The 2738-nt window shown below is 31.0% G+C and carries 2 protein-coding genes; one reads left to right on the plus strand and one right to left on the minus strand.

Features of this window, described 5'->3' with window-relative positions:
• Nucleotides 1–443 precede the first annotated feature (443 nt).
• A complete protein-coding gene (locus IE142_RS34535) occupies nt 444–1643 on the plus strand; it encodes an IS110-like element ISSep2 family transposase (protein WP_096928880.1) in 1200 nt (399 codons plus the stop codon).
• Between the two features lie 670 nt (nt 1644–2313).
• Here IE142_RS34535 and IE142_RS34540 read toward each other — a convergent pair.
• Nucleotides 2314–2738, minus strand: a 425-nt coding sequence (locus IE142_RS34540) for an aldo/keto reductase (protein WP_191889383.1), incomplete at its 5' end; no start/stop codon positions are given.

Here is a 2738-nt window from a genome sequence, read left to right on the forward strand (position 1 = left end):
ACTCAAGAAATTATTTCTGTAAGTCTAGATGATAAATAGCAATATGTCGATGTTATCATTAACATTAAGTTAAATATCGAATTAAAAACTATATTATTTTAACTATTAATTAATGAAATAGGACAGAATGTTTTATTAAAAAAGTCAACATAACACCTAATTTCATCTTTCTCATTGCCAAACTACTAATAAACATACTAAGATTAGCTATGAAGAAATCTATGACGATAGATTTTTTCATAGCTATTTTTTATAGTTATAGAGAGAAGTAGACTGTCCAGACTCTTGGATTTTAAATCCGTATAAAAAACAAGTCAGCTTTACTCTCGCCTTTTGAAATTCGTTTGTAGTATGTTGGGTTCTTGAAACCGTGTATAGGAAAATGAAATGAGAAAGGTTGAGTAAAGTTTTTAGCTTCTCAATTATTCAAAGGAGGTTTTTTTATCGATTACTTAGGTGTTGATATTAGTAAAAGAAGTAGTGTAGTTGCACATTATAAAAATGGAAAATTCCAAAAAGAGTTTTTCATCCAAAATAATAAAAATGGTTACAATTATTTACTCAAGTATTTGAATGACTTACACCACCCACAACTCATTTTTGAATCTACAGGTATCTATTCAAGAGGTATGGAACGATTTTGTTGTGTAAATCAAATTAACTATATTCAAATGAATCCGTTAGAAGCCAAATTTAAAACGAGCGCTCTAAGATCATGGAAAACTGATCAGGCAGATGCTCATAAGCTTGCTTGTTTAGGACCGACGCTTAAACAAACAGACAACTTACCTATACATGAGTTAATATTCTTTGAATTAAGAGAACGCGTCCGTTTTCATCTAGAAATCGAGAATGAACAAAATCGACTTAAATTTCAGATCCTTGAATTACTCCATCAAACATTCCCTGGTTTAGAAAGATTATTTAGTAGTCGATATTCAATCATTGCACTCAACATCGCAGAAATCTTTACTCATCCAGACATGGTTCTTGATATCGACAAGGATGTACTGATTACACATATATTCAATTCTACAGATAAAGGAATGTCAATGGATAAAGCTACAAAATATGCACTTCAATTAAGGGTGATTGCTCAAGAAAGCTATCCTAATGTCGATAGACATTCCTTTCTAGTCGAAAAATTACGCTTACTTATTCAACAATTAAAACAATCTATTCATCATCTCAAACAATTAGATGATGCCATGATTCAATTAGCACAACAACTCGATTATTTTGAAAATATTCATTCGATACCTGGTATTGGTAAGCTAAGCACAGCTATGATTATTGGGGAGATTGGTGATATTAAGCGATTTAAATCAAATAAACAACTCAATGCTTTTGTTGGCATTGATATCAAACGATATCAATCAGGTCATACACACTGTAGAGATACCATCAACAAGCGTGGTAATAAAAAAGCGAGAAAACTTTTATTTTGGGTGATTATGAATATAATAAGAGGGCAGCATCATTATGACAATCATGTCGTCGATTATTACTACAAACTAAGAAAGCAGCCTAATGAGAAACCTCATAAGACTGCCATCATTGCTTGTATAAATCGATTATTAAAAACAATTCATTATCTTGTAATGAATCATAAATTGTACGATTATCAAATGTCACCACATTAGCCAAACGTACAATCAAATATAGTTTAACACCTTATTCAAAAAAATTAAAATGAACGGTTTAGTTAAGTAATGCTTATTTTAATTATAAGTACTTGACTAATCGTAGGAAGAGGCTGGGACAAAAAGGTTCAAGATAAGTAAAAAAAGACAATTTCTATTGAAATAATATAGGAATTGTCTTTTTTATAATTTTTTTGATGATTTTCAGCTCGTTGAGCTGTTACTTTTCTTATATTAAGCCACGATGATGTCTGAATTCATCAAATTCAGTATCGGGAATTGTTTCTACAATATCATTTACATGTCGTGAAATATCATTTGTGGGGATAAGAACTGAAGTTTCCATTGGTAGAGTAAGTTGAGTCATGTTATAGTCTTTATACATAAGGCACCTCGTTAATTTTGTTTATTGGTATTTATTAAATTATACGAAAGACCTTATTTTTTTAAGTATTTCATTGTGAAATTACATATAAACACAAAGTATTTTGGCGAGACTCTTGAGGGAACAGGACAAGCTGAAGACTACAGGCTGAAGCTGTCCCCTAAGAAAGCGAGCCAACAATACGAAGTATTGTTGTAAATAAAGAAGCCAGTAAATGAATTTATAAAAACTCATTTACTGGCTATTTTGCTAGGAATTATATCCCAACCTCATTTTACTATTGATTTACTTACCGTTAAATTCAAGAGGGTTAGGTCCAATTCTTTTATCTTGATTTAATTGATCGATTCTTTCCATTTGGTTGTCGCTTAATTCAAAATTCCATACGTCTAAATTTTCTTCTATGCGATGTGGTGTTACGGATTTAGGTATAACAACAACATCGTGCTGAATATTCCATCTTATTACAACTTGGGCTGGAGTTTTTCCTACTTCATTAGCTACTTCATTTATGACTTCATCATGGAGAATTTGTGAATTCATTAATGGAGACCATGATTCCATGATAATATTTTGAGCTTCTAAATACTTTCGTAATTCATTTTGTGTTAAATAAGGATGAAATTCTACTTGGTTAATGACCGGTTTAATAGAAACTTGGGCAAGCAATGCTTCAAAATGTTCTGGAGTAAAATTGCTCACACCAATAT

The organism is Streptomyces mutabilis (assembly GCF_014649815.1).
Lineage (GTDB): Bacteria > Actinomycetota > Actinomycetes > Streptomycetales > Streptomycetaceae > Streptomyces > Streptomyces mutabilis.